Raw genomic sequence first — 24,603 nt, 5'->3', positions numbered from 1 at the left:
TATAAGAATTGTTTCGGAGTTTCAAACGGTATTTGCTCGTATACATCCGCAACATAAGCTAACCTCAATGACTTACACAATTCTTTAATGTCCTGTTTCAATTGACAGCCTCCTCTCTAGGAGCTAATGAATCGTATTTACTCCAGTCCACTTCATAAGGATTATTATCACTAGGTAGCTTATCCTGTGCAATTAATTCATAGAACTCTTCATTAATCTTCTTCATGTCATGAGAAACTAATAAACTAGCTAGAGCTTCTAATCGTTTTCGTCGAATAATTAAATTATCTACCAACAAAAATTCTTTAATTCTTCCCGGTAAATACTTATTATAGCGCGAATATTCTACAACCCTTGGTTTATGAATCCATGTTTTAATTATTGAAAGCCATGGTAATGCTTTTCGCTTTTTCATATATGGCCGATAGTCATCCAATAATATCTCCCCATTAGGTGAAACAATCTTTAATTGATCCCATGTTAATATCATTTGTAATTGACTATAGTTGCCACCCTTAGGGACATGAACCAACGTCTGATCCACTTTCACTTCATTATATTTGTTTACTTTAACAAGATGCTCTTTAAATACAGGATAGGGCTTTTCCGGTAATGCTAGAAGATAATCCCGTTCTTCCTGCCATAAGTCCTCAATACGTACGTTTTTGGCATAATGAATTCTATTTCTGTCCGCCTCTAATTTATGAAATAATTGATTAGTTAAACCCTCATAGCTGTCCATTATTGGAGCTGAAGTAAAAAAGTTATAGCGTATATATCCAACTTTATTCTCAACATTTCCTTTTTCATGGCCACTTCTTGGATTGCATACCTGCACATCAAAGCCATAATAATGCTGAAATTGAACAAATTCATCAGTTAATTGTGCTTCTTCATTTTTTGTCCTTTTTTTCTTCACAGCGGGGGTCAAATTATCGATTCTTATCCTTTTAGGTACTCCCCCAACCTGTTTAAAAAGAATATTGAGACCATGTAAGAAGCATTCTTGATTTTCAGCTGGTAACGGTACTGCAAATCCAGCATTACTATGAGGAAACGTCATAACTAAAGCATGAATATCCACAATTTCTCCATCTTGTACAGCTTCCATTACTCCAAAGTCTACTTGAGCTTCACCCGGAGGATGTTCTAATCTTTCATACCCTTTATCCTTTTCTTCTTGGTGAGTATTCATCCATTCAGAGATAAAGTAACAAACAGTACGATAAGAACCTTGGAAACCCATTTCCTTTAGTTCTTCAAATATTTGTTTCTTTGTTCTTCTTAATTTTTTCCTTAACTTTAAATCCTCAAAAAGCCAATCTGAAACAATTTCTCCCCACTTTTCCTCATACATCATCTCTTTCTTTTTAAATGATTTCTGTTTAGGGAGTTGATCTTCATCCGCATACTTCTTAGCTGTTCGCCAATTAATTCCCATTGTTCTTTGTATTTCTGAAATAGATAAACCTTTGTTATTTCTTAAATGTTTGATACAATTAATATCAGACATTGCTAGCATCCTTTCTTACCTCCACTACCAATTGCTTGACACAATTACTGTAGTGGGACTTGGGGTGACTGGCAAGTCTTTTTTGTTTATGCACAAAAATTTAGTGCAGGACTCTGCATTTTTCCTTTGCAAAGCTCTGCACTTTTATGGTTCTTACGCATCTTTGGTGAAACATCGAATTACATTTAAAATTATTGAATTATCATTCGTCTCTTACTTATTATCCGAAACTAAATCGTCGAAAACGCCATTAGTTATTTACTCTATTACGCACATTTTTTGAGCTATCACCAAAAGAACGTAAGAACCACTTTTATTTTGCCATACACATCAGTAATTGTTGCAGGCCATACGCAAATAAAAAGTATCATGTGAAAAATTAGCATCCTTTAAAAAAAGGGCATTACGACTTTTTTAGGATTTCAAATACTTTTGATTGTGAGTCTTCCTCGTCAATATAAAAATAACTTTCATGTGAATTGCATGCAAGCCAAATTTTATCTCCATTATAAAACATTAAATCTTCTGGTAACCCATTAATCCACCCAAATAAAGAATTACTTTTCGTTTGTAAAAAATGCTTTGTCTGTTCATTTAGCTCATAATAATATATATACGCTGTTGCTTCTAAAAGTATATTTACTGCCCATTGAGATTCCTCTTTCACTTCAATTAATGAACTTTTAATATCTTTTAATAATTCGTTGTAATATTTCATCGCCAATTTTTCATCATACATCATGTCTTTCCTTATAACAAAAGCAAATTTATCACATTTCTCATAAGCTATTTCAATCAATAAACGATAATCTTCACCTTTTATGTCTTTATCATACTCTAACATTTTATTACGTTACCTCCCTAATAAATGTTTCTACTTGCCAAAAACAACTCAGATGAAGGCGCAATACCTAATGTATTAATTCAGTTGAGTTAATTTCATAATTCTCACCCCTCGATTTTCAAGGGATTCAAGACAATAAAAAATGGGTACCTCCCCAAATTTCGTTATAATGGTAGGTAACCAAACAAACCATACGAAAGAGGTGAGTACCCTATGACTATTGTAAAACAAATTTCTCTTTTTGACATCCATCAATTATTAGAAATGGAAAGTTCCCATCGTTATGATGCCATTTTTAGTGTGATTGACATTCAACCTATTTTTCAATTGTTTTCTAAAAAGACATTGAAAGGTGCACCACGTGAATTGAATTATGGTGCAATGATTCAATCGCTGATTATACGTATTGTCGAACGTATTCCAACTATCAAGGATTTAGTCAAACGTTTGGTTCATGATCCTTTATTTCGTTTCGACTGTGGATTCCTTGTGTCTGATGTCGTACCATCTGAAAGCTCTGATTCACGCATGATTCAAGTCATTAGTGAATCAGATGTGCTAGATAAAATGAACGATACACTCATCAAAACAGCGATGTTGGAAGGCTTTCTAAATGATGAACATGTCGCCATCGATGCGAGTCACTTTGAAGCTCGTGATTCACACCATCAGAAAAGAAAGCACCTAAAACTCCTAAAAAACATGGTCGTAAAACTAAAGCTGAACGAGCTGTTTGGTTAGCCGAACAAGTAGAGAAAAAAGGAAATCAATCAACCTATGAAAAAGAACTGAAAGAACAGCTGGATATCCCATTAGAAACCCTTTGGAAGGATGTACCGATTGAGCCAAAATGGGGTGTGAAAAAGAATAGTAAAGGAAAAAATACATTTTGGTTTGGTTATAAAGCCCATTTAGCTGTTTCGACGAAAAGTCAATATATCATCACGCGCTTGATGTCCTCAGGTAATTTAAGTGATTGTAAAGCTGCGATTCCGTTATTGAAAAAACTTCATCACTTAGGAAACGGTCAATTTACAATAGCTATATTTGATGCTGGTTATGATGTTGAACCTATTTACCGTCAAGCCGTATCACAGTCCATGCGAGTCGTGATTCCTTACAACGTTCGCCGAGAAGGAGAATATATAGGATTCGATGAACATTTTCGTCCAACCTGTGTGCGTGAACATAGTTACCAATATGACAGCTTTGACGCTAAGTACAATACATTAAAATTCACACGTCCAAAGGAATGTGCAACTTGCCCATTACGAGAAGACACCCTTTGCCAAAAAGTTTTCAAAATCAAATGTGATATAGATATCCGTAAATTTACCTATCCAGCACGTGGGACAGAACGATGGAAACTGCTTTATCAAGAACGTACAGCAGTCGAACGCGTTAACGCTTATTTAAAGGAATACTTTCAATTAAACAATGTCCGTCATCGTACAGGAAAGAAAGCAAAAATGCATTTCAATCTGGTGACGTTAATTTATAATACCTGCAAACTAGCAGTTGATCGAATCAATGCTTTATTACAGCAACAAAACCAAGTTGCATAATTAAAAAAAAAAACGAAGTTTTTAGTATAGGGGTACTCTATACTTCAGAAAAACTATGATTTATGAAATTGATTCAATGGTTATAAAAATAAATATTAATACAAAACAAGAAAAGAACTTTTTAATTGTACTATTCTCTATGTCTCTCAAGAGAAATAATAACTTATGTTAAATTTTCAAACCTCCACGCATCCCTGCACATATCGATAATATCGCGTTTTGCTTTCCAACCCAATTCTCTTTCAGCTTTGGAAGCATCCGCATAGCAAATCGCAATATCGCCCGGTCTGCGTTCTACAATTTCATATGGCACTTTGATGCCGTTCGCTTTTTCAAAAGCATGCACCAACTCCAACACGCTTGTCCCTTTTCCAGTTCCGAGATTATATATATGCACACCTTTTCTCAAATGCTTGTACGCCGCCACATGTCCCTCTGCCAAATCCATCACATGAATATAATCCCGAATGCCCGTACAGTCTGGAGTTGGATAATCATTGCCAAACACCCGCAATTTTTCCAATTCGCCTTTTGCCACTTTTGTAATATACGGCATCAAATTATTAGGAATCCCATTCGGATCTTCACCAATCAACCCGCTCTCATGGGCACCAACGGGATTAAAATATCTTAAAATGGAAACGGCAAACTTCGGATTCGCCTTTGCCACATCCATCAAAATCCGTTCACTCATGGCCTTTGTTTCGCCATATGGATTGGTAGTCGGCAATAACTTCATATCCTCTTTAAATGGCACTTGATTCTCGCCATAAACAGTGGCAGAAGAACTAAAAACAAATTTATTTACATTGTACTTTTGGCAAACCTTCGTTAAAACCATTGTGCTTCCTATATTGTTCATATAATATTTCAAAGGCTCTGCAACAGATTCACCGACCGCCTTATATCCTGCAAAATGAATAACCCCTTCTATATCATGTTTTAAAAAAATTTGTTCCAAGGCTTCTTCATCAGTCACACATCAACATTGTAAAAAATAAAATTGTCATTTAATTTTCGAAGATTTTCTAACACTGTAGGCTTACTGTTTGAAAAATTATCTACTATAATCAATGAATAGCCTTGTTCCATTAAAGACACACATGTATGCGATCCGATATATCCGGCTCCACCTGTTACTAAAATTTTCATCATTTTTCAACCCCATCTATTTATCAAAATTGACCATCAAGCCAGTAAAATAATAGCATAGTAAACAGAATAAACCAAATTCTAATTAGGGTTTGCTGAATAAACAAAAAACGTTGATACAACAAGGGTTTTTGGCGTGTTTGTCGAATTATAAGTGTAAGGATTTTCGCTAAAACCGTAAAAAAACCTTGCACTTGGAGGTTGTAACATGTATCGAGAAACGGAAAAACAACTGACATTTTCGGATGATTTTTTTCTGCCGTTTGGCGGGAAGTTAAATAAAAAAAATCGCTGGGTTATTCTAGCTGATATGATTCCATGGTGGAAAGCTGAAGAAAAATACAGTCAAGCATTTAAAGATTCCAACAAAGGTGAGCAGGCATTTTCTATAAGAGTAGCTCTTGGCTCTTTGATTATCAAAGAACGCCTAGGTTTAAGTGATCGCGAAACGGTTCATCAGATTACAGAAAACCCTTATCTACAGTACTTTATTGGTCTTCCAAGCTTTCAAGAAGAAGCTCCATTTCATCATTCTATGATGACCCATTTTCGGAAGAGACTCGGTTCAGATATCATCAATGAAGTGAATGAATGGATTGTCATGGAAGAACAAAAAAATGAAAAAGACGATGACGGCGATGATCACCCGACTCCGCCTGCTTCCCCATACCCAAAATCCGAAGAAAATGTCAATCAAAGTGATACAGACGCTTACGACACAAGTGCAAACAAAGGGAAGTTATTGTTAGACGCAACACGTGCTCCAGCTGATATTGCCTATCCAACTGACCTTGATCTTTTAAACGAAGCTCGAGAAAAATTAGAACACATCATTGATGTTTTGCATGAACCATTGAAAGGAGACAAACGGAAGCCACGGACTTATCGCCAAAGAGCGAGAAAAGATTATTTGGCTGTCTCAAAGCAAAGAAAAGTCAGTGGCAAAAAGTTGCGTAAAGCAATAGGCAAACAGCTGAATTATATCAAAAGAGACCTTAACATCATCCAAAAACTAGCTGAGCAAAGTTCATTGACTCTTTTGAGTAAAATTGAGTAGGAGGGAGTGATTAACTCCCGTCCTCTCACACCACCGTACGTACGGTTCCGTATACGGCGGTTCAATTAAGATCATTGACGCAAGTTTTCATAACTTCCGTGAATAGCTGTTCTCTTTATGCCAGTGGTCACTCCACCCTCCAAGAGGTCTTCCACGGGATTCACCGCTTCCTTCCTCAAGTGAGGTACTACGTTTTCTGTGTTCATCATAACTCACTGAATGCCAAGGGCTATTCTCTCTTAATTGTTCGGTCCTTCTCAGTTGTTCTAGACCAACTAATACTATGACCTCTGCTGACTTCTGACGGTTCAGCTACTTATCACTAAGTAGGTTATGAAGCGTACTTCACCTATCCGCCAGACCTCCCCGGGTAAGTACATGCACTTTCACACCATCTATCCGCCTCATCTACTCGATATGACCTTCGACAGAAAGAGCTTTGTTTTGTTTGGCAAACTCACTCAATCATACCTAGCCTTATATGAGGTTCGTGTTCCTCGGACCGGTGTTTTGCCTCCAGCTTCCTTCAGATTCCGCGTCACCACGGACACCCTTGCTCTTGGCTAACCTCTACTTCTGTCTTCGGGGTTCGGGACTTACACCCTATAGTTCATGTACATGCCGGGCGCACCAAGAATACCGAGAGCTTCTTGTGATTAAAGAACTATATCGTCAACAAGAAGAAATGCATCGTACAAAAACCCACCGCATCGATCATCGAATCGTTAGTATTTCCCAGCCATATGTACGGCCCATCGTCCGTGGAAAAGCGAAAGCAAATGTCGAATTTGGATCAAAAGTTGCCGTTAAGTGTTGTCGATGGTTTTGTCATGGTTGAAAAGCTGGACTGGAACAACTTTAATGAAGGCACAACTCTTCAAGAGTCTATTGAAGACTATCGAGATCGCTTTGGTTTTTATCCTGAAGCTGTTTTGGCCGATAAAATCTATCGAAATCGAGAAAACCTTCAATATTGCAAAGAACGAGGCATCCGCCTTAGCGGTCCAAAACTCGGACGTCCTTCAAAAGAAGAAGACAAAGCTCAAAAGATTTTAGCCAAACAGGATGCTTCCAAACGAAATGCAGTTGAAGGAAAATTTGGTGAAGGCAAGCGTGCATACGGGCTTGGCCGTATTCGAGCACGCCTTCAAAAAACTAGCGAAACGGTTGTTTTCATCCAGTTTCTTGTCATGAATCTGGAACGCAAGCTACGCCTTCTTTTTTTCTTTTTTTTGGGCAGCTATTTTTACAAAGGAACATGGGTCAGTTTAAAAAATTGCAGACCCGTTCAGCAAACCCTACGTAAATTAGCATATTTTTTAATACCCATTTGGATTATTTGATTGCCATCGCCAAGCATCGCAGCACATTTCTTCAATGCCTCTAGTGGCTACCCAACCTAGCTCTTCTTTAGCTTTGGTAGGGTCCGCATAACAAATGGCTACATCGCCTGGACGACGACCAACAATTTTGTACGGGATTTTGATGCCTGTTACTTTTTCAAACGCCGATACGAGCTCAAGGACACTACACCCCCGCCCTGTGCCGAGATTATACGCCTCTACTCCTGTTGTGTTCATTACTTTTTCTAATGTTTCACATGTCCGATTGCTAAATCAACGACATGAATATAATCGCGAACCCCAGTACCATCTACCGTTGGATAGTCATTGCCAAACACGCGAAGTTCTTTTAATTTTCCTACCGCTACTTGTGTAATATACGTACGACATTAAGTTGAGTTGTACTAAACAATTTATTAAGTTCCTTAATATTACTCTAATCCTTTTTCTTTCAATAAAGCCTTGTATAAATTATCTAATCCATTCCATATTCTTTCAGATGAAAACTCCTTAGTAACCCAATTCTTTCCTTCTATCCCCATTTTCTTTCTAATTTCAGGGTTTCTAATAAGAAATTCTATTTTTTCTTCTAGTTGTTTAACATTTCCTACTTCATAGATTAAACCAGTTTTTCCATCAATGACCGTATCAATTGCTCCTGTCGCATTGGTAGTAATGATAGGTAGCTTCATTAGAGCAGCTTCTAAACAAACGTTCGCAAAACCTTCTCTATGTGATGGTAAAACAAAAATATCCATAAATTTATAATAAGGAAAAGGATTTTGCTGAAAACCCAAAAATAATATATTAGGATCAGTTTCTATATATCTTCTTTCAGAATTTGGAATAGGATCTCCTGTTTCAAAATCTCCTAGAATTATTAATTTTATATTGTGATATTTTTTTCTTAAGTTTCGAAAGGCTTGTAATAACTCAATAATCCCTTTATCTTTTGTAATTCTACCGACAAAACCTATTTTAAAAGAATCTGGTTCTACATTAATATCAACATTCATTTTTGAAAGTTCTTGAACTCTACTGACCTGTATGCCATTGCTACTTCCGGAACCTAATACAACAATTTTTTCTTTAGGTGCTAGTTTTAATTCAATCATTCTTTTTCTTAAACTTTCACTTACTGCAATAATCCTATGGGAACATAAACAGGCAATTCGTTCAGTAAATAAAAGTATTTTCCTTGTATAACCAGAAGCAGTTTCTAACTTTAGCCCTCTTACAGTATAAATCCGTATCGGTACTCTGGTCAGCCAAGCTGCTACAGAAAGCAACAGCCCAACTTTTGGGGTACCTGTATTCACAATATGAGGTCTGTACTTTAATAAAAACCGTATAATCTTTATTAAAGAAATTATATCTGAAAGAGGTGATATTTCACGTACCATTTTAATTTGTTTTATATTCACTTTTTCTATCTCAGCAAATGTATCAATCTCTTTTCCAGGCGAAGAAATAACAGATACTTCGTAACCTAGGTTTTTTAGATAGGACAACTGTCCTTTCATCAACTTTAAACTTTTCGACACAGTAACAGCATGTAAAACTCTGATTCTCCCCATCTACGCTTACCTTCTTACCTAAATTTAAAGTCTCCAAAGAGTAATATTTGTCGGACAAGTTTCCTTCTCTAATTTACTCTTAATATCTACCACAATGCCCTTACCGTGTTTTAATAGTCTATCAAACTGTTCCCATCCTTTTTCCACATACTCATCATGAGGAACAGCCAACACCACGGCATCAGCTGGAATCAGTTTATCATAATCAACTAATTCAATACCATACTCACGAACCGCCTCATCCTTATCGGCAAGAGCATCTGTCACTTGCACCTCAACGCCGAACTCTTGCAATTCACGAATCACATCGATTACTTTCGAGTTTCGAAGATCTGGTACGTTTTCTTTAAACGTTAAACCTAGTACAGTAACTCTCGCACCTTGAATCGGCATATTTTTATGAATCATTTGTTTCACTAATGAGGTAGCGATAAATTTACCCATGTTATCGTTAATACGACGCCCTGCTAGAATAACTTCTGGATGATACCCAACACTTTCCGCTTTATGCGTTAGGTAATAAGGATCAACACCAATGCAGTGTCCTCCGACTAGCCCTGGCGTAAACGGCAGGAAGTTCCATTTCGTTCCCGCAGCCTCTAGCACCTCTGCCGTATCAATGCCAAGTTTATCAAAGATAATCGCCAACTCATTCATTAACGCAATATTTAAATCCCGTTGCGTATTTTCAATAACTTTGGCTGCTTCTGCCACTTTTATAGAACTTGCCCGATATACACCTGCTTCCACTACCGAACCATAAACTCCCGCGATTATTTCTAATACTTCATCGTTTTGTCCAGATACTACTTTTGTAATTTTGGTGAATGTATGCTCTTTATCCCCTGGATTAATTCGTTCTGGAGAGTATCCAACAAAAAAGTCAACACCTGCTTTTAAACCTGATGCTTTCTCAAGCACAGGCACGCATACTTCTTCCGTAGCCCCCGGATATACCGTCGACTCGTACACAACAATCGCACCTTTTTGCAAATTCGAACCAACGGTTTCAGACGCTTTAATTAATGGTGTTAAATCTGGCTGTTTTGTTTCCGTAATTGGCGTTGGGACCGCCACAATGATAAAATCCGCTTCACGGAGTCGAGACGGATCATTGGTAAAATCAATATCTGCTTCTAACAAATCTTGAGATTCGACTTCTTTTGTATAATCAATACCTTGTTTCAACGTATTGATTCGATGTTCATTAATATCAAAACCGATAATACGTCCTTTTTTACCAAATGCTACTGCGACAGGTAATCCTACGTACCCTAATCCAACTACTGCAATTTTTCTATTCATTTTACTTTCACCCCATAGTAATCAAGATACCAATCAATAAATTTACTTACTCCTTCTTTAATCGATGTTTGAGGTCTGAAATTAATTTCATTATATAAGTCCTCTACATCCGCGTATGTAGCCGGAACATCTCCCGCTTGAAGCGGCAAGAATTCTTTCTTCGCTTCGATTCCAAGCTTCTCTTCAATCGCTGTAATAAAGTCCATTAAGTTTACTGGATTACTATTTCCGATGTTGTATACACGATAAGGCGCATAGCTTGTACCTGGATCAGGTTTTTTACCGTCCCAGTTCGGATTTGGCTCTGGTTTCTTTTGAATCAAACGATAAATACTTTCAACAATATCATCGATATACGTAAAATCACGCATCATATTGCCATTATTAAAGACTTTAATAGGTTCTCCATTCAAAATCGCCTTTGTAAATAAAAATAAAGCCATATCCGGTCTACCCCATGGTCCATATACCGTAAAGAAACGAAGACCTGTTGTCGGTAAACCGTATAAATGGCTATATGTATGTGCCATTAATTCATTCGCTTTTTTGGTTGCTGCATAAAGGCTTACAGGATGATCGACGTTGTCGTGAACAGAGAAAGGCATTTTAGTATTTGCGCCATAAACAGAACTAGAAGATGCATAAATTAAATGTTCAACCTTATAATGACGACAAGTTTCAAGTATATTCATAAATCCAACTATATTCGAATTTATATATGCATGTGGATTTTTAAGACTGTAACGAACCCCAGCTTGTGCGGCCAAATTGACAACGATTTCCGGCATGTATCTTTCAAATGTTTGATTTATTGTTTTTGAATCTTCTAAATCTGTTCTAACAAATATAAAATTATCGTGTGTTAATTGCCTTAATCTATCTTCTTTTAATTGAGTATCATAGTAATCATTTACATTATCAATTCCGATTACTTGATGACCTTCATTAAGTAATCGCTTTGAAAGATGAAATCCTATGAAACCAGCTGAACCTGTTACTATTATTTTCATTTATCCAGTCTCCCTTTTAAACTAATACATCAAATATTTGTTTTTTTATACTCTCAGAATAAAATCGTAATTCCCAATCCTTAATGGCGTTATAACTCATAGTTTTATATAATTCTTGATTTAATAATATTTCTTTAACAGATGCACTCATACTTTTAATATCGTTCTTTTCAACCAACATTCCTGTTACATCATCTATAATTACCTCTTTTAATCCTCCAACTTTATACGCAATAACTGGAATACCAACACTAATTGATTCCATAGCTACTCTACAAAAACTTTCAGTCTGTGAAGGTATTAATGTTAAATGTATATAATTATTCAAATAATCAGTAACATTGTCTATATGACCGAGAAATTTAACATCATTTTCCAAACCATTCTGCTTCACATAATCTTTTACCCTTTTTGTATATGTTTTATCAAATTCTCTTCCTATAATATGAAGCTTAATTATTTTATCGATTTTCTTATCATTTTTTAGATGATTTAAAACCTTTACTGCATCTAATTGTCCTTTTATTTTTTGTATACTTCCAACCACAGCAATGTTAATTACATTGCTATCAATTGATTTTTTATTTATTTTAACAGGTTTATCAAACATAAAGTTATGAATTCTATATACTGGTTTATTAGTCTCACCAATAATATTTTCTTTTACAACATCTGATACAGCTATAATTTTGTCAGCTTTTTTCATTATAAGTTTTGTAACTTTCCCAACATATTCTGATCTTATCCATTGAATCACTTCTATATCTCGTCTAAATAAAAATGGTAGAAAAAGAACTAAATCTCTATTCTCATTAAGAACCACTTTACTACCATTAGAAATTTTTTTATTTACTTTAATCCAATTTTTTATTAACTTAGGTAAAGATATTGCTAAAAAAACAATTTTAATAAATAAATTTGTTTTTTTATTTAATTTTTCAATAATAGCAGGTTCTTTTATAATAGTATAATTAATCCCCTTACTATCTAATTTTTCAGTAAACCAACCTCTTTTATTTACGAATACTTCAAAGTTTATTTTTTCTTTTTCAAGTAAAAAGATTATATTTAACAAACTAATTTTAGATCCACCTTGACTATCTACTTTACCGCAATAAAAATACACTTTTTTCATACTATCACCTTAATAATTTACTAAACCTGTTTCAAAATAAATTTTCATTTAGTTAAAAGATTTTCCAACTAAATTTCCTAAAATATTAGGTAAATCAATGTATTAATGAAATTCTGATTTTAAATTTTATTTACTTAGTAATGTAGTAGTAACATAATGCTTTCTGATATTGCTTTCGCTTATTTTATTCTTCTTTAATATTTAAAATATTTCCTTCACTTACTCTGTATTTACAATCTTCTAGTTAACACTATTTTGTTATTTAAATAATAAACAATTAGGTTTAGTAACAAAAAGAAAGAAGTATCGTTTATTAATATTCCTGCATTTTGTCCCATTGCAAATCCCATTCTTGTAATAGGAATTGATAAAAAGAAAATTAACTCTAATCTATTTTGCTTTTGCAAAATTTTAATTAAAAAATAAACAAAAATTATAAATCCTATTATAAATAAATGAGAAAAGATAAATCCAAAATAAAAATATCCCTGTCCAATCATTGGCATTATTTGCGAAACATGGTCAGAGTAGAAAATTCTATAATTAAATAGATAATTAGAAAATTCAAAACCATCCAATTTTTTAAATATAACATTAAAACCAATAGCAGGTCTCAATAAATCATATATTAAATTAGAAAGTGTTCTTGCATCTGCATTTAATTCAGCAACTTCTGTCGCAATTGCAACATTATATGGACCTCCTAGATATATTTGAAGAGTATCTGTAAGATCTAAAATCGGGTCTTCGCCCCTTGTATAAGTTACAGTATTTCTATGAGACGTTATATATCCAGTCATAAATACCATAACGAAAATAATAAATATAATCGGAACCTTACTTTGTTTAGGATAAAGTTTATAAAATAATATAATACTTACAATTGAAGTTATTATAAAATCTGAACGATTATCTCCAAAAATGATAGAAATATTCAAAAAAACAACCAAAAATGACAACCAAATATAAATTTTATCCTTAGATGATAAATATTTTTTGTATAGAAAAGATATTAAAAGCAAAAAAACGATATATTTAGATGTTATTAAACAATAAGTAGTAATTGTTACAAGAGTTGAACCTTCACCAAAATCAATCATAGATTCTGATGGTATAATAAATGCAAAAGTACGTATAGCTTCTGGGGTAATACCTAATAACACTAAAGAAAAAATAACAAAAACTATATAAAAAAACATATTTTCAGGTAATTTCACTTCACTATTTTGAATTTGAGGCTTCTTATATATTTTTAGCTTTCTAAACAAAAAATATATAACAATTGAAACCACTATGAGTTCATAAATCATCAACTTTAGTGCTAAATCAAATGATGATGGTAAAGGGGGTACTACGGATCTCCCACCATACCATCCAGAAAAAACTATTAAAACTGGCAATATTACATATCTAGTAAATGAAACTGCAGTAAAAACTGCTATAAACATATTTGATTTTTTAAATAAAATTGGTGATATAAAAAAAGTAAATACACATCCATATGTTAGAGGAAGCAGAAATAACAAATCATAACCAGGGTGATTTACATTATAGGCAATATAAAACGAAGATATGATTGCTACTATAAAAACTAAAATTCTTGTCAGTATTTCCAAAGATTTTATAAATTTCATACTGCTCCTCCATAATTATTATGTTACTTCTTCGAAACCCATTTATTTTCGGATTATTGCCTTAATTTTTTTATAGGTTTTGCAGGAACACCTCCTGCAAAAGTATAATCTGGTATATCTTTCGTGACAGATGAACAAGAGCCAATTATGCAACCCTTTCCTATTCTAACACCTTTTGTTACAACACTATTACTTGCAATCCATGTTCCTTCACCTATTATTACACTGTCAAGTTCATACTCTGTATTACTAATCTTTCCATCTATATAAGAATGTTTCGTTGTAGTGATAACTGTCATTGGAGAGATAATTACATCGGATTCTATTTTAAGTCCACCTGCACCATTAATCCATACGTTATGTGCTATATACACATTATCACCTATTTCTATATTTCTTATCATATTTATTGTAACTCCTCTAGCTAACTGAAAATTTCTACCATATTTCTTAAAAAATGGTTTAACCAGAAATCCTCTAATTTTATTTGATTGTTTTATATTTGGAAGAAGCTCACAAATCATTAGTATACGAAGCACCGAATATTTCTTGAAAATTAATTGCAGCATAACTATATAAAATTATTAAGATAATAAAAGGTTGAAATAATATTTTCATAATTTACCTCTAATAAATTAAAAGTTATTATAAAAATCATTAATTATTTTTAATTTTACATAAACAAAATATGCTCTTAATATAAGTTGAATGCTATTAGTTATTATTATTGTAGACGTTGCACCATAAATACCATAATTACTTATTAAAATATATCCAACCATAAGATTAATTACTAATATAACTACTGAAATTTTAGGCTGTACACTTATATACCTCAATGCTAACAATGCTGTATCGAAATTCCAACTAACAAAATTTATAGTTAGAGCAAAACTCATTAATATCAATATATCTGCATACTCTGCATACTCTACACCATATATAAAGCTTAAGAACATTTCACCAAATATATATGAGAATAAAATTAAAATGGTTCCTAACCCTAATGAAAATATTGTTAAATTAATAAATACATTTTTCTTAAATGATTTATATTCTTTCTTTTCTAATTTCCTAGCCAGATAAGGTAAAAAATTTTGAGAAACTGCGTTCATCATCAGATTTCCTATCGTTAAAATATAAGCTATTGCTGAAAAATATCCCAGTATCTCAGCAGATTCAAAGAATTCTAAAAGATACCTAGGATAAGAAGTGTTAAAAGAATATAACAATTGTACAAAACCCAATGGCAAACCCATCATAATTATTTTTTTAATATTTTTAAATATAAAAGTATTACTATTCACATTATATTTATCTTCAATGTTTTTCTTCTCAATTAAATACAGGAATAGTATTTGAAAAATAAGTTGTATTATTAAAGAGATAACAAGATCCTTAGTAATTAACAAAGTGACAAAGAAAGCAATAAATGTAAGTAAATGTTTAATAATCATTAATTTACCGATGTAATTCATATCTTCCTCTTTATGAGGAATTGCGTAATACATATCCGATTGCAAATCAAAAATTTTCATTAAACCAACTAAAATAATTATATAAAAATACTGTGGATATATAAATAATGCAATTAATAATAAAACAATAAATGCAAATACACTAACAATACTTCTAGAATAAAGATAGTCACTAATATCATATTTCTCTTCTGTAATAAAAAGTGAGCGCAATTTCATATTTGCAAAAAGTGTAACAGGAGCACCTATAGCAAAAGCTAGTGAGTATGCTCCAACATCTTCCGGAGTTAAAACTCTTGCAATAACAACAACTATTAACCATTTAGTTAAAGAAACTATTAGATTCGCAATGAAAATCCAAGATATATTCCGTATAAAATTCATATAAATTCTTTCGCTCTCTTTCCATTTATTACTACTCAGAATCCCCAACAATCTTTCTCTAACCTCTTCTTTGTCCATCGACTCAAATCGTTCCATAAAGTCACGAAGAATTTTTTCGTCCACCACCGTTGCTTTTCCGATAAATATTTTCGGAAACACCTGCTCTGGATGGACTTCGTTTTCATTAAGCAGTTCTTCAAACAGCTTTTCGCCAGGACGGATGCCAGTAAATTCGATACCGATTTCTTCGACGGTGTATCCGGATAGTTTAATCAAGTTTTTCGCGAGATCGACGATTTTGACTGGTTCGCCCATGTCCAGGACAAAGATTTCGCCGCCGGCGCCGGCTTCTTGTTTTTCAAGGAATAGGAAGATTTCCGGTGTGAGTATGTATCTTCCCATAATCGCTAAGTTCGATGGCGCGGTGCCTGGTGCTGGTTTTTCGACGAATTGGCGTACTTGGTAGCGGCGTCCGTGCTGTTCGAGTGGGTCGATGATGCCATAGCGGTGTGGTTCCTCATCAGGAACTCGTTGAACGCCGATGACCGAGCTGAATGTTTGTTCATATTGATCGATGAGCTGTTTTAAGCACGGTATTTCCGCTTGAACGATGTCATCGCCAAGCAAAACGGCAAACGGTTCGTCGCCGATAAAGTTGCGCGCACACCAGACGGCGTGGCCTAGTCCTTTCGGTTCTTTTTGACGGATGTAGTGAATGTCGACTTTTGATGGTTCTTTCACTTTTTCAAGCAAATCGAATTTGCCTTTTTGCTTTAACAGCTGTTCAAGTTCAAATGCGTTGTCGAAATGGTCCTCGATCGCGCGTTTTCCTTATCCTGTGACGATGATAATATCTTCAATGCCGGATGCGATCGCTTCTTCGACGATGTATTGAATCGTTGGTTTATCGACGATCGGAAGCATTTCTTTCGGCATCGCTTTCGTTGACGGTAAAAAACGCGTGCCAAGCCCCGCTGCGGGAATAATCGCTTTGCGTACTTTTTTCAACGAAATCCCTCTTTTCTATGTATTTGATAACAAAAATAAATATATGAATTTAGTTCTAGACTATTCACGGTAATAAATAGACCACAACTAAATTTATATAAAACCGGGCATCTAACCCGCCCTCACGCCACACCCTCGACGACGGGCGTCTAAGGTGAACGGACCGTCATCGTCCTCACCCACGGCATGGCCGAGTGCCTCCATTGATAACGGAAAGGAGACATCTCCGTTCGAAAAGCGAAGGTGTCGAGATTAGATCTCGAAGCGAAATGTTCTTCGCACAAGAGAGCTAGACACCGAAGCTAGACATTACCGAAAAGCGAAGGTGGTCCGCCCAGCCGAGACGGGCAAATGTTCTTCCGGAGCAAGAAGTCGATTTTTGACTTCGCTCCGGAAGGTTATTTGACCCCGAGTGGCTGACCGCCGAAGCTAGACATCATCGAAAAGTGGAAGCGCCTTGCTTAGCTCCGAGATGCGCTGGAGGGCTTGCGAGGAGGCTGTCGCCTCCACAGCAAGACCGAAGCGTCACGAGGAGCTAGGAGCTGGAACTAGACATCTCGAAAAGCGAAGCCAATCTCCTAACGCCGTAAGGAAAATGTTCTTCCGACAAGAAACGCCTGCCTTTCGAAGGAGAAAGTTCATCTTCCACTAGGCGTTGCGTATCGAAACTAGATATCACCAAAAATGGTTATCACTTTATAAACCTTAATTAACTGGTCGTTCAATTCCTCGATGTTTAAATTAGAATCAATCTTTCCTTTTTATATTTCAATTCACTACCGTCGCATAAAAGATGTCTGAATTTTCAGTTTTATTTTTTTCTGGACTTTAGAGAAAAAACGAAAACACCTAAGCGAGGGTAGTAACCATCCATTTTTTTACTATAACCTATGACTTGTGCAACAACGACTGGCAAACCTTTATGGGACACCGTTTCCTTCGATTTTTCGTAACCAAATGTGAGCGGATTTCCACAAAGAAGCCTTCAAATAGCGACTAATTTGTAAGTAACTGCGTTCGCTATTCGTGTTCAACTGAGCTAAAACATTCAAACAGTACACTATCATGGCTACGTACACTTGATTGTGTACAGCTTGTTCACTGTGACCAAAAAACTTTTTAATGTTCAGATGTTGTTTCATCCATTTGAAAAAAAGTTCGATTGAACAACGTGATTGGTAGGTTTCTGCAATTTCATCTGCGTCCATGTCAAACCGATTTGTCAGTAAATGAAGCTCATTTCCTTTTGTATCATGCAATTTGAGTAAGCGAAACACGTTTTCAGAACGATTTTGTGGTGTTCCAATGACAACCATTTCATCAGAGAATACGGGTGAATCTTCTGATAACGAAAAGGATTCTAACACTCGGACAACAGCGTTTTTACGCAAACGGGTCACAAAGAAATAGCCATCTTCCGTCATTTGATCAAAGCGCCCATCATCCAAGTAACCACGATCAAACACGTACATGCATTCTTTGTCATCCACGAATACTTCTAGTTGACCACGATCATGTTCGTTGGCATTCGTGAGTACGGCTTTATCTGGATAGGAGAGTCCTTTCTCCATAAAAACAAGTCGTAAGTGAAGCTTTACTCCTGATTTTGTTTTTCGAAACTCTGCCCACTTATGATGGGTAAAATTAAGCGGTAATGTACTCAAATCAATGATTTTTAGTGGCGTTGTCAGCTTTCTTCGCTTTTGAAAATGTGTTTTCTCATGAATTTGTGCCACTAAATCGAGAAAAATCGTTTGAAAGAACTCAGTTGGGATGGTATTGATTCGTCTCCCTAACTGTGAAAAACGAATCGATTCCAATCCCGTTGCTCGTTGTAATTCTTCTAAAAAGACAGCGTCACTCAACGCCCGTAAACTCTCGGTTTCATGAAGTTGGGCATACAAAAGCAGTTTCATAAATGAAGCCACATAAAGCTTCTTGGTATAGTGATTTAATTGATGTGTTTTCACTAGGTCGTCAAATAATGGACGATTAATCGGTGAAAACCATTGTTCAAATGATGTTTTTCGTGTAAACTTATCCATAGTTTCGTCCTTTGTATTGGATTTGGATGGTTTACTACCACCCAACCATTATAAAGGCTTTTTTTGTGTTTAGATTATATTTCAGAAAATTCGGTTTATTTGAAGGTGTTAAATTATTTTAATGCGACGCTAGTGAATAATTTTAAATTAGGAATTTTACTTTTCAGTTTGGAAACAATATTTATTAACAAATCTTGATGTTTATTGTGATTAAGTTCACCAACAAATATTAAAATAAAATCTTTCTCCGAATAACCATACTCTTTCCTTAATTGTATTTTCTTATCCAATGTTTGAGGAGTAAATTTTGTTGAATTAATTCCTACACCTTCTAACATTGTTACATGTTTTGCTTTAAATTTTTCTTTGGCAATTTTGTAATCCTCATGATTAATGGTAATTAAACAATCTGTATATTTCGAAAGCCATTTTTAAATTGGATAATAAATCAGCCAATTTTTTATTGGAGCTCCCTTAAAAAAATGAAACCCATGTGCAGTATAAAACACCCTGGTATTAGTTAAGTTTCTACAAGCAAGTCTTACACATGCTGATGCAACAGGAGTATGGGTATGAACAAGATCATATTTTTCTTGTTGAATTAGTTTTTTTAATTTTTTATAGGCTATTATATTTTCTTTTCGTAAAGGTGAACGTTGAAATTCTATATTATGAATTTTACATCCCAATTTTATTAATTCTTCGTTAACTTCTTGAACAATATTAAAGGCACAATGTACTTCGTGCCCTTCTTCAATTAACATTTTAATATGTGGAGTTAGAAAAGCATTAACAGTATTGGATATTGTGACATACAAAATCTTCATTTTCTTTCCCTTAACTTTTATTCGTGTTTTCTAAACTTCTTGCTGGTATACCTATATAAGTACCCGGTCTAGATATATTATTTACTACTACTGCACCAGCACCAATAATTGAATTATGACATATAACCATATTATTACTTACTATAGAACCAATGCCTAACCATGATCCCCTTCCAATTTTAACTGTTCCAGCTAAATGCGCACCAGGTGAAATATGAACAAAATCCTCAATGATGTTGTCGTGATCGATTGTAGCACTGGTATTGATAATGCAGCCTTTACCAATTTTGGTACAGCAGTTAATGACAACTCCTGCCATGACTACTGTTCCAATCCCAATTTCAACATCATTGCCGATAATGGCACTGGGATGTATTAAAACTGGAATACTTGCTCCTAATTTTTCCAGCATGTTTTGAATCTTTTCTCTCGTACTGTTGTTTCCGATACCTACAATTACATCATGAGAATCTATAAATTTATGAACATCTTTTGTAGTTCCAATCACATCAATCCCCATGGATGATTTTAAATTTTGGTTATCATCCAAAAAGGAAATGCTTTCCCATTTATTCATTTTTAATGCGATATCTGCTACAACTTTTCCGTGTCCACTTGCCCCGATAATCAGAAGTTTATTTTTCATATACAATGTCTTCCTTTTTATTTCCTGTAAAAGGCTCCATCGTTGCTGATGTTTCCGAATTAATGCCTTCTCTCACAAACACTTTCTTGACAGTCCGAAAAATAATTTTCCAATCTCCAAGAAAGCTGACATGATCCACATATTGAACATCCAAATTGAATTTTTCTTCCCAAGTGATTGCGTTCCGTCCGTTCACTTGCGCAAGCCCGGTTAAACCGGGACGAACTTCATGGCGTCGTCTTTGATGGTCGTTATATAAAGGAAGATATTGCACTAATAACGGTCTCGGTCCCACAATGGACATATCACCTTTTAATATATTGAAGAGTTCCGGCAGTTCATCCAGAGATGTAGATCGCAAAAACTTTCCGAACTTCGTCAATCTCTCACTGTCAGGAAGCAACTCCCCATTCTCATCTCTCTCATCCGTCATCGTGCGGAATTTGTACATCGTAAAGATTTTTTCATTCAGCCCCGGACGCTGTTGTTTAAAGATTACCGGACTTCCGAGATTAATTCTGACCAGCAGTGCAACGATTAAGAAGACCGGACTCAGTACGATAATGGCGATCAATGATAATATAAAGTCCATCGGCCGTTTTATATATTTCGCATAAATTCCGCCTTTTGGATTCATCTTTTTGCCCACAACTCCTTAATCGTTCCACACACTCTTTTCAAATCCTCATCCGTCATCTTCGTATCAGACGGCAGGCAAACACCGTTTTCAAATAATTTCGCTGCGACATCCGTTCCAAGATGGATATAATCATATTTTTCATAGTACGGTTGCAAATGCATTGGTTTCCATACAGGTCTTGATTCAATATTTTCTTTTTCCAACGCTTCAATGAGGTCGATTGGCCGGATATCGCCCGTCAATTGGATGGCGCTGAGCCAATAGTTGGGTTCGTTCCATTCGTGGATGGGCATGAACTCGATGCCGTCCAGTCCGCCCAGTTCCCTCTTATAAAATTCAAAGATATATTTTTTCTTCGCCACCCGCTGATCCAGCACTTTCAACTGGCCGCGGCCGATGCCGGCAAGGACGTTGCTCATGCGGTAGTTGTATCCCAATTCCTTGTGTTCATAGTGTCTTGCCGGCTCCCTGGATTGGGTTGCCCAGAATCTCGCTTTTTCAATTTTTTCGGCATCATCGGATACGAGCATTCCGCCGCCGGAAGTGGTGATGATTTTATTGCCGTTGAAGGAGAACGTTCCGAATTCCCCGAAGGTGCCCGTATGCTTCCCTTTGTAATAGGAGCCCAAAGACTCGGCCGCATCTTCGATCAAAGGGACGTTATATTTTTGGCAAATCTCTAAAATTCTGTCAATATCCGCCGATAAACCATATAGGTGGACAATGATGACCGCCTTGGCATTCGGATATTTTTCGAATGCCTTTTCCAGCGCATCCGGCGACATATTCCAGGTTTCCGGGTCGCTGTCGATGAATACCGGCGTGGCGTGCTGGTAGATGATCGGATTGGCGGTTGCCGCAAAGGTAAGGGATTGACAGAATACGATATCTCCTTCACCGACGCCCAACGCCTTCAACGCCAGGTGGATGGCGGCTGTACCGGATGACAGGGCGAGCGCAGCTTTTGAGCCGACCTTTTCGGCAAGTTCCTTTTCAAATTGATTGACATTCTCTCCCAATGGAGCAATCCAGTTGGACTCAAAAGCCTGTTTGACGTATTCCATTTCGTACCCTTCCTCACTCATATGTGGTGAAGAGAGATATATTCTTTCTGTCATGATGCATAGCTTCCTTTCTTTCTCTTAAGTTATTTGGCGATTGATAGTTTTGACTCAGCGATTGCCTGCTCTTCCTGGGGCGCGGCGCTTTCCTGCAGCACATCCCACTTCTTGTTCGCCACGCCGACGGTAATTCTTCGGATCTCTTTAGGATCCTTCAAGTTTTCCAGACGTTTTAATAATAGCATCAGTTGATCATGCTCCATGCAGCGGGCCCGTCCGACGTGGATTTTCGGATAGACGGATTCTTCCTGGATTTCTTCAGGGTTCAGAAGTTCCTCGTACAATTTTTCGCCCGGGCGGATGCCGGTGAATTCGATTTTGATTCCGTCTTCCGAAAAGCCCGATAAACGGATCAGGTTGCGCGCGAGGTCGACGATTTTGACCGGTTCGCCCATGTCGAGGACAAACACCTCGCCGCCCTTGGCCAGCGCGCCCGCCTGGAGCACGAGCCGGGATGCTTCCGGAATGGTCATGAAGTACCGGGTCATGTCCGGATGGGTTACCGTCACCGGCCCGCCCGCGCGGATCTGTTCTTTAAAACGCGGTACAACGCTGCCCCGTGAACCGAGCACGTTTCCGAAACGCACGGCCGCAAAATTCGTTTTGCTGCGCTTCGCCAAGTCCTGCACGACCATTTCGGCGATCCGTTTCGTCGCGCCCATGACGTTTGTCGGGTTCACGGCCTTGTCCGTCGAAATCATGACGAAGTTCTTCACGCCGTATTTGTCCGCGGCTTCGGCCACGTTTTTCGTTCCGAAAATGTTGTTCTGGACCGCTTCCGTCGGGTTGTATTCCATGAGCGGCACGTGTTTGTGGGCGGCCGCATGGTAGATTACGTCCGGGCGGTATTGATCCACGATTTCGAATATCCGTTTCCGGTCCCGGATGTCCGCGATGACCGGAACGATTTCCGTGAATTGATTTCCGAGTTTTTCGGTCAGTTCCATGTAAATGGTATAGATTGAGTTCTCGCCGTGCCCGAGCAGGATCAATCGTTTCGGGTTGAATTTCATCACCTGTCTGCAGATTTCCGAACCGATGGATCCGCCTGCGCCGGTCACCAGAATGGTCTTGTTCGTCAGTTTTTTCGAAATGGCGTTCATATCCAGCTTCACTTCATCCCGGCCAAGCAGGTCCTCGATGTTGACCTCTTTCATTTCGCTGACCGACACTTTCCCCGTCATGACATCCTCGATGTTCGGCATGATTTTCACTTTCGCCGGGGTTTTGGCGCACCGGTCATAGATGCTTTTGATGCCGGCCCTTCCAAGGGACGGGATGGCAATGAAGATTTCCTCGATATCATATTTTTTGACGATTTCCGGTATGTCCTTCGTAGTGCCGCATACCGTGACGTTCATGATTTTCAGATGCTGTTTTCTCGGATCGTCGTCGACAATGGCCACCGGCAGATATTCCGGATTCGACGCGTTGATCAAGTTGCGGATGAGCATCGTTCCACCCTGACCTGCCCCGACGATCAGCACCCGCTTCAAGTTGTCTTTCGGCTTGAAGGATTCTTTGTCATTCAACAATCGGACAGTGAAGCGCGAGCCGCCGATGAGGATGATGTGCAGCATCCATGTGACCGCCATGACGCGGAAATAGACATCATGATTGATGATGAATTGCAATAAGCTGGCGGTTGATACAGAGATGGTCACCGCTAGGCAGATGATCAGCAGTTCCCGGACGGAAGCCACGCTCCACATCCGGTCATACAGATGGAAGAAATAAGCGGCGATGTGGTGGCTGATCAAAAGCGTTACGGCACTGAGCATGATCAGTTTGTTGTCATAGACGTTCAGTGTCGGATGGAGCAGCCAATAACTGATGAAAATTGCCGATAGGACAATGCAGGAATCGATGGTAAAAAACAGCATATAACGCTTTTGATAACTCATGGATGTGACAACCTTCTTTCATTTGGGTTTGGTTGGAAGGGTCCATGCCCTCTTTCCGCTCCGCCGGCCGATGCCGCATCGCGAAAGACCCTTGCAGGATATGTATTCTTCATTCGACATTATGTATGTATGCAGGTTTTGGGGTATATGGCGGCTGGTTGGAGAAAATGCCGGGCTGCCGCTGTCGCCCCCGGTCTGGAGCACGGTGAACCCGTATGCTTGTCCCTTGGTGTAAAGGAGAGATAGATTTCAATGTTTCCTTTGCGACCTTCGCCGTTAGTCCAATAGTACGCATATTCTTTTTCGATTTTCTGCAAATCATAGTCTAATATGATTCGATGGTATGATTCCATAGTGTTTTAGTCTCATTTATTCTATAAAATACCAAATTTTGCAGTTAAGGAACTATATATGA

At 37.0% G+C, this 24,603-nt stretch carries 15 protein-coding genes and 6 pseudogenes; 3 read left to right on the top strand and 18 right to left on the bottom strand.

Features of this window, described 5'->3' with window-relative positions; genetic code table 11:
- Positions 1-97: 97 nt before the first annotated feature.
- Both istA and NST62_RS01965 read right to left on the bottom strand, forming a co-directional pair.
- Positions 98-1,522: an IS21 family transposase gene (gene istA, locus NST62_RS01970; protein ID WP_342463080.1), complete on the bottom strand. Its 1,425-nt coding sequence runs from the start codon at positions 1,520-1,522 to the stop codon at positions 98-100.
- A 394-nt stretch (positions 1,523-1,916) separates the two neighbouring features.
- On the bottom strand, positions 1,917-2,357 hold the full coding sequence (locus NST62_RS01965) for a stage III sporulation protein AH (RefSeq protein WP_342463079.1): 441 nt from the start codon (positions 2,355-2,357) through the stop codon (positions 1,917-1,919).
- Positions 2,358-2,570: 213 nt separating this feature from the next.
- On the opposite strand from NST62_RS01965, the pseudogene NST62_RS01960 reads away from it, so the two are divergent.
- Positions 2,571-3,922 (top strand): annotated as a pseudogene (locus tag NST62_RS01960) (transposase).
- A gap of 163 nt (positions 3,923-4,085) precedes the next feature.
- Here the strand turns inward: NST62_RS01960 and galE are convergent.
- A pseudogene (gene galE / locus NST62_RS01955) lies at positions 4,086-5,074 on the bottom strand (UDP-glucose 4-epimerase GalE).
- A 208-nt stretch (positions 5,075-5,282) separates the two neighbouring features.
- On the opposite strand from galE, the pseudogene NST62_RS01950 reads away from it, so the two are divergent.
- Positions 5,283-6,128 (top strand): annotated as a pseudogene (locus NST62_RS01950) (transposase); the annotation flags it as partial.
- A 637-nt stretch (positions 6,129-6,765) separates the two neighbouring features.
- A pseudogene (locus NST62_RS01945) lies at positions 6,766-7,354 on the top strand (transposase); the annotation flags it as partial.
- Positions 7,355-7,450: 96 nt separating this feature from the next.
- On the opposite strand, the pseudogene NST62_RS01940 reads toward NST62_RS01945, so the two are convergent.
- The 15 genes and pseudogenes from NST62_RS01940 to NST62_RS01870 all read right to left on the bottom strand — a co-directional run.
- A pseudogene (locus NST62_RS01940) lies at positions 7,451-7,870 on the bottom strand (GDP-mannose 4,6-dehydratase); the annotation flags it as partial.
- Positions 7,871-7,905: 35 nt separating this feature from the next.
- Positions 7,906-9,051: a glycosyltransferase family 4 protein gene (locus NST62_RS01935; RefSeq protein ID WP_328216142.1), complete on the bottom strand. Its 1,146-nt coding sequence runs from the start codon at positions 9,049-9,051 to the stop codon at positions 7,906-7,908.
- Between the two features lie 24 nt (positions 9,052-9,075).
- Positions 9,076-10,356 carry a nucleotide sugar dehydrogenase gene (locus NST62_RS01930; protein ID WP_328216144.1) on the bottom strand — a complete coding sequence of 427 codons (1,281 nt, stop codon included), beginning with the start codon at positions 10,354-10,356 and terminating at the stop codon, positions 9,076-9,078.
- A complete protein-coding gene (locus NST62_RS01925) occupies positions 10,353-11,366 on the bottom strand; it encodes an NAD-dependent epimerase (protein WP_342463078.1) in 1,014 nt (337 codons plus the stop codon). Before NST62_RS01925 ends, NST62_RS01930 begins: the two co-directional genes overlap by 4 nt.
- Positions 11,367-11,382: 16 nt before the next feature.
- Positions 11,383-12,501, bottom strand: coding sequence for a glycosyltransferase family 4 protein (locus NST62_RS01920; RefSeq protein WP_342463077.1), 1,119 nt, complete (start codon positions 12,499-12,501; stop codon positions 11,383-11,385).
- A gap of 230 nt (positions 12,502-12,731) precedes the next feature.
- Positions 12,732-14,135, bottom strand: coding sequence for a capsule biosynthesis protein CapI (locus NST62_RS01915; RefSeq protein ID WP_342463076.1), 1,404 nt, complete (start codon positions 14,133-14,135; stop codon positions 12,732-12,734).
- A gap of 53 nt (positions 14,136-14,188) precedes the next feature.
- Positions 14,189-14,659, bottom strand: coding sequence for an acyltransferase (locus NST62_RS01910; protein ID WP_342463075.1), 471 nt, complete (start codon positions 14,657-14,659; stop codon positions 14,189-14,191).
- A 111-nt stretch (positions 14,660-14,770) separates the two neighbouring features.
- Positions 14,771-15,997 carry an oligosaccharide flippase family protein gene (locus NST62_RS01905; protein ID WP_342463273.1) on the bottom strand — a complete coding sequence of 409 codons (1,227 nt, stop codon included), beginning with the start codon at positions 15,995-15,997 and terminating at the stop codon, positions 14,771-14,773.
- A gap of 147 nt (positions 15,998-16,144) precedes the next feature.
- Positions 16,145-17,005, bottom strand: a pseudogene (gene galU / locus NST62_RS01900) (UTP--glucose-1-phosphate uridylyltransferase GalU); the annotation flags it as partial.
- A 920-nt stretch (positions 17,006-17,925) separates the two neighbouring features.
- A complete protein-coding gene (locus NST62_RS01895) occupies positions 17,926-19,050 on the bottom strand; it encodes an IS4 family transposase (protein WP_342463074.1) in 1,125 nt (374 codons plus the stop codon).
- A gap of 431 nt (positions 19,051-19,481) precedes the next feature.
- Positions 19,482-19,877, bottom strand: a complete 396-nt coding sequence (locus NST62_RS01890) for a glycosyltransferase (protein WP_342463073.1) — start codon at positions 19,875-19,877, stop codon at positions 19,482-19,484.
- A 10-nt stretch (positions 19,878-19,887) separates the two neighbouring features.
- A complete protein-coding gene (locus NST62_RS01885) occupies positions 19,888-20,523 on the bottom strand; it encodes an acetyltransferase (protein ID WP_342463072.1) in 636 nt (211 codons plus the stop codon).
- Complete coding sequence (locus tag NST62_RS01880) at positions 20,513-21,160, bottom strand: sugar transferase (RefSeq protein WP_342463071.1); 648 nt, start codon at positions 21,158-21,160, stop codon at positions 20,513-20,515. The genes NST62_RS01885 and NST62_RS01880 overlap by 11 nt, the downstream gene beginning before the upstream one ends.
- Complete coding sequence (locus NST62_RS01875; protein ID WP_342463070.1) at positions 21,157-22,281, bottom strand: aminotransferase class I/II-fold pyridoxal phosphate-dependent enzyme; 1,125 nt, start codon at positions 22,279-22,281, stop codon at positions 21,157-21,159. The genes NST62_RS01880 and NST62_RS01875 overlap by 4 nt, the downstream gene beginning before the upstream one ends.
- 29 nt (positions 22,282-22,310) lie before the next feature.
- Positions 22,311-24,188, bottom strand: coding sequence for a nucleoside-diphosphate sugar epimerase/dehydratase (locus tag NST62_RS01870; protein WP_328216166.1), 1,878 nt, complete (start codon positions 24,186-24,188; stop codon positions 22,311-22,313).
- Positions 24,189-24,603 lie beyond the last annotated feature (415 nt).

Source organism: Ureibacillus sp. FSL K6-8385 (assembly GCF_038593155.1).
Lineage (GTDB): Bacteria > Bacillota > Bacilli > Bacillales_A > Planococcaceae > Ureibacillus > Ureibacillus terrenus.
Note: the sequence above shows the minus strand (reverse complement) of the source record. Positions and strands in the feature narration are given on the sequence as shown.